At 31.2% G+C, this 4,754-nt stretch carries 7 protein-coding genes; 6 read left to right on the top strand and 1 reads right to left on the bottom strand.

The window, feature by feature from the left end; genetic code table 11:
- From ON15_RS04845 to alsE, 6 genes are all read left to right on the top strand, one after another.
- The coding region (locus ON15_RS04845; protein WP_010580353.1) for a BglG family transcription antiterminator at positions 1-1,043 on the top strand (1,043 nt) is incomplete at its 5' end.
- Complete coding sequence (locus ON15_RS04840; RefSeq protein WP_010580352.1) at positions 1,044-1,493, top strand: PTS sugar transporter subunit IIA; 450 nt, start codon at positions 1,044-1,046, stop codon at positions 1,491-1,493.
- The gene (locus ON15_RS04835) at positions 1,490-1,951 is read left to right on the top strand and encodes a PTS sugar transporter subunit IIA (RefSeq protein WP_010580351.1); all 462 of its coding nucleotides are present in this window, start codon (positions 1,490-1,492) and stop codon (positions 1,949-1,951) included. The genes ON15_RS04840 and ON15_RS04835 overlap by 4 nt, the downstream gene beginning before the upstream one ends.
- Positions 1,952-1,968: 17 nt before the next feature.
- Entirely contained in the window at positions 1,969-2,286 is a 318-nt protein-coding gene (locus ON15_RS04830; RefSeq protein WP_010580350.1) for a PTS fructose transporter subunit IIB, read from the top strand.
- Positions 2,287-2,322: 36 nt separating this feature from the next.
- Positions 2,323-3,426, top strand: coding sequence for a PTS fructose transporter subunit IIC (locus ON15_RS04825; RefSeq protein WP_010580349.1), 1,104 nt, complete (start codon positions 2,323-2,325; stop codon positions 3,424-3,426).
- A gap of 32 nt (positions 3,427-3,458) precedes the next feature.
- The gene (alsE, locus tag ON15_RS04820; RefSeq protein WP_010580348.1) at positions 3,459-4,172 is read left to right on the top strand and encodes a D-allulose 6-phosphate 3-epimerase; all 714 of its coding nucleotides are present in this window, start codon (positions 3,459-3,461) and stop codon (positions 4,170-4,172) included.
- Between the two features lie 152 nt (positions 4,173-4,324).
- Here alsE and ON15_RS04815 read toward each other — a convergent pair.
- Positions 4,325-4,754: IS66 family transposase (locus ON15_RS04815; protein WP_010580347.1), on the bottom strand; the 430-nt coding region annotated here is incomplete at its 5' end.

Below are 4,754 nucleotides of genomic sequence, written 5' to 3'. Positions count from 1 at the left end.
AAGTAAATATTCGTAAAGCTATGACCGACCTGCTGGTTACGGATGAAGCAACAAGTGTCAGCTATTTTGTTCAAGAAGATCAATATTTACAAAAAAGTGATGCCTCGTTTGTGACAAGGCAGATAAAATTGATTGAAGAATATTTAGGATGTGAAATTCCCTATCCGTATAATATCAACTTATTCTCACATATATATATATTAATTGAAAGATATCATAATGTTGGAACAATTATAGGAGATGATTATAAGGTAAAACTCTTAGAATTGAAAAAGTTTAAAAAGAAAGACAAAATACTAATTATTAGTAAAAAAATAATGAATAATATAAATGCTTTTTTAAATTTTGAACTTCCAGAAGTAGAGACATTTTATTTGTATCAATATTTAAACTCTTCTAGAGTTAATGATGCTCAAACTACAGATATTAATAAAGTTTCAGATGCTTTAAGAAATATTACAATATTTTTGATAAAAGAAGTTTCTAAAAATCCAAAATTTGGGAATTTAAACAGTAAAGGTTTATTTATTAATTTGGTTAACCATATAAAACCAATGCTAAAAAGATTGGAAAATGGTATAAAAGTAAAAAATAATCTATTAGAACAAATAACTTTAGAATATCCAGAATTATTTAATGCGGTAAAGGAAGCTACTATTATTGCTAGCAATAGGTTTTGTTTAAAAAGAATCAATGATGAAGAGGTTGGATTCCTAACAGTTTATTTCGCACAAGCTTTTGAGAACTTGCGGCCTCCCATTAACATTTTAATAGTATGTACAACTGGTTTCGGTACAGCTCAACTCTTGAAAGCAAAAATAAAAAAGAGATTTTCTGAATTAAACATTGTTAAATTGGTTGCAAGTCGAGATTTAAAAGCAGTATTAGATAGTCATCCAGAAGTAAATTTAGTTGTTTCAACTATTAATTTAAAAAATGCTTCTTCAATACCAATTTTGGTTGTCAGCGCTATGTTTACAATGGAAGATCAAAAACACTTAGAAAGAGAAGTCGATATTATTCGCAAAGGGATGATGAATTAGGTGAAAAAAATTTTTTTATGGGAACCTTCTTTTGAAAGTGCTAATAAGTCTGATTTTATTAATGATGTGGTTAATTATTTGTTCAAAGAAAAATTGATTTGCAATAGAGAAAAGATTGAAGATGCAATTAACTATAGAGAAAAGTTAAATAATACCATTATTGATCATAACTTAGCTGCACCACATATTCAAAATGCAAATGTAAAACAAGCAATTTTATTATTTATAAAATTAAGACCAGGAGAATATATAAAAGATTGGTCAGAAAATAATATAAAGGTTGATAGGTTTATATTTACATTAATTCCTGAGAAGTGTAGATTACAAGATTTACAGTCTTTAAAAAATTTTTATATACATCTTTCAAAAGAAAATGTAATACGTTTATTTTGCCAAGGAGAAAGAACTAAGATTAGAGATTTATTATTAAGAGAGGAAGATTGGTTATGAAGTTGGAATCGTTAGAGAATTTCCTAGATAAGAAAACTATAATTGTTAATTTAGCAGCAAATACTAAAGATGAAGTTATTAAAGAACTTGCAAAGAGATTCTATGATGAAGGATATATAAACTCGATTGATGAATTTGTAGCAGCGGTATATGAGAGAGAAAAAGAGGGAGTAACGGGTATTGGAAATCATGTGGCTATACCTCACGGTAAAAGTTCTACTGTAAGGGAAAATGGTGTTTCTATTGCAATCCTTAATCATGAAATAGAATGGGAATCTCTGGATGATACTGGTGCAAAAGTGGTTGTTTTATTTGATGTTGGGGACGGTAGTAATGGTTCAAAAGAGCATTTAAAAATGCTATCTATTTTTGCAAGAAAATTGGGTAAAAAGAAAGTGATTAATTCTTTGTTGAAAGCCAAAACGGTTGATGACGTAATTGATGCATTTAGAGATTAGAATGGAGGAATTTAATTATGAAGATAGTTGGGGTTTCGGCATGTACAGTTGGTATCGCTCATACTTACTTAGCACAGCAAAAAATTGAAGACGCTGCCAAAAAGATTGGAGATGAAGTAAAAATTGAGACTCAAGGTACAATTGGAACGGAAAACGCTTTAAAAAAAGAAGAAATTAAGGAAGCAGATATTGTTCTTCTTGCTGTAGATGTAAAAATATCTGGTGAAGAACGATTCAAAGGAAAAAAGATTGTTAAAGTTTCAACCGAAACAGCTATCAAATCACCCAATAAATTAGTTGCTAAATTGCATGAAATTGTGGAAAAGAAAAATTGAATTTTTTTCATTTAATTCTATGAGGAGGAGTAATTTATGAAGGAATTTTTAAAGAAAGCAAATTTTAAGGGGCATTTATTAACGGCTATATCGTATTTAATTCCCATTGTTTGCGGTGCAGGATTTGTTATAGCTATTGGCATGGCTTTGGGAGGTAAAAGTCAAGATTCATTAGTTATTGGAAAATTTAATTTCTTCCAAGCTTTAGCTACACTAGGCGGACATGCTTTGGGAATGTTACCAGTAATTATTGCAACTGGTATAGCTTTTTCAATTGCTGGCAAGCCTGGAATTGCTCCCGGCTTTGTTGTTGGACTTGCAGCAAACGCCATTAGTGCTGGTTTTATTGGTGGTATTATTGGAGGATATATTGCCGGATGGATAGCATTTGCTATTTTGAAATATGTAAAAGTCCCTGACTGGGCTAAAGGATTGATGCCAACTTTGATTGTTCCATTTTTAGCATGTCTATCAAGTGGTTTAATCATGATTTACATTATTGGCACACCTGTTTCTTGGTTTACATCTTGGCTTACTGCTTTATTAAAAGGATTGAATGGTACATCAAATTTGATTTTTGGAGCTATCTTAGGAATCTTAAGTATCGTTGATTTTGGCGGACCAATTAATAAAACTGCTTTTGCCTTTGCATTGACTTTACAAGCACAAGGAATTAATGGACCAGTTACCGCGCTGCAATTAACTAATACAGCGACTCCAATAGGCTTTGGCTTTGCATTTTTAGTTGCCAAAATGCTTCATAAAAATATTTATACGCGTGAAGAAATTGAAACGTTAAAATCTACTGTGCCAATGGGCTTTGTAAATATTGTCGAGGGATCAATTCCAATTGTCATGAATGATATTATTCGAGGAATTATTGCTGCTGGTCTTGGCGGAATGTGTGAAGGCGCAATCTTAATGTCTCTAGCACATGGTGAAGGTGCAACAGTACCATTTGGAGGATTCTTAATGCTACCAACTATGGGTAAAAATTGGTGGGTAGGTTTACTAGCGATTTTAGTTAATGTACTAGTAACTGGTGTAGTTTATGCTTTAATAAAGAAAAATGTTTCAGTTGATGAGAAAAAAATTAATAAAGAAGAAGATATAAGTTTAGATGATGTTCAAATAATGTAGATAATTAAAAAAATGAAAGGAACTATTTTAAAATGACACACAAAATTCAATTATCACCATCATTAATGACAATGGACCTAGATAAGTTTAAAGAAGAAATTGAGTTCTTAAATGGAAAAGTTAATTCTTATCATGTAGACATAATGGATGGGCATTTTGTCCCGAATATTACTTTATCACCTTGGTTTATTGAGCAGGTTAGAAGAATCTCAAATATTCCTTTGTCAGCACATTTGATGGTGACAGATGCAAGCTTTTGGGTTGAAAGATTAATTGATATTAAATGTGAATTTATTTGTATGCCAGCTGAAGTCATTAATGGTGTGGCCTTTAGATTAATTGATGAGATACATGGTGCAGGTTTGAATGCAGGGGTGGTTTTAAATCCTGAAACACCTGTAAGTGAGATTCAAAATTATATTAATTTAGTCGATAAAATAACTATTATGACAGTAGATCCAGGATATGCAGGTCAAAGATTTTTAAAGAGTTGTTTGAATAAAGTTGTTAAACTTAGAAAATTACGTGAAGAAAATAATTATAAATATGAAATTGAAGTTGACGGTTCAACTAATTTTAAACATTGGAAATTAATGTCTGATGCGGATCCAGATATTTATATTATTGGACGTAGTGGGTTATTTGGCTTAACTAAAAACATTGAAGATTCTTGGAATCAAATGATTAGGGAATATGAAGAATGTACTAATTATAAATTTAATAATGGTATATATATAAATAAGTAATTATATTCTGATTTAATTGGTTCTTTTTCAAACATCCTAAAGTAAGAGGTATCAAGACTGTGACGATAATCTTGATACCTCTTTTAGGTGGTAAGCACCTAACAACCGACCGTTCAAAAAAAGACCAGCTAATCTCATTTTGGATCAGTTGGTCATTTTGCTACGGCCATTTTTGCTAGAATCGTTGATTTGCTTTCATTTTGCCAATTCCATGGCAAATATGCTTCCAGTTCATCAGTTTTCATGAATACTGGCAGTTTTGATATTTTTCCGATTATATCTTGTAAATATTTAAAGGGAGTTAAGCCATTTGCTTTGGCACTTTCAATCAAAGACATCCAAATCGCATTAGCTTCAGCTCCTTTCGGGCTGGTACTGAAAAGCCAATTCTTTCGGCCAATTACATAACTTTTCATATTTCGTTCTGAAGCGTTATTGCTTAAATCAATTTCGCCAAAATTTAGAATTTGATTTAAAGCTTTTCGCTGATTTTGAGCGTAAATCAATGCTCTGCCTAAACGTGATTTTGGTAATGCTTCAGCTTGATCACACCATTGCCAAAAACTATCAATCAATGGTTTT

Source organism: Liquorilactobacillus vini DSM 20605, assembly GCF_000255495.1.
In the GTDB taxonomy this organism is placed as follows: domain Bacteria; phylum Bacillota; class Bacilli; order Lactobacillales; family Lactobacillaceae; genus Liquorilactobacillus; species Liquorilactobacillus vini.
The sequence above is the reverse complement of the archived record's forward strand: the minus strand, read 5'-3'. Positions and strand labels throughout refer to the sequence as shown.

Bases quoted from the DNA above. Each gene is read 5' to 3' on its own strand.
- ON15_RS04835 (WP_010580351.1), top strand. From the start codon at position 1,490: ATGAAGTTGGAATCGTTAGAGAATTTCCTAGATAAGAAAACTATAATT.
- ON15_RS04830 (WP_010580350.1), top strand. From the start codon at position 1,969: ATGAAGATAGTTGGGGTTTCGGCATGTACAGTTGGTATCGCTCATACT.
- ON15_RS04825 (WP_010580349.1), top strand. From the start codon at position 2,323: ATGAAGGAATTTTTAAAGAAAGCAAATTTTAAGGGGCATTTATTAACG.
- alsE (WP_010580348.1), top strand. From the start codon at position 3,459: ATGACACACAAAATTCAATTATCACCATCATTAATGACAATGGACCTA.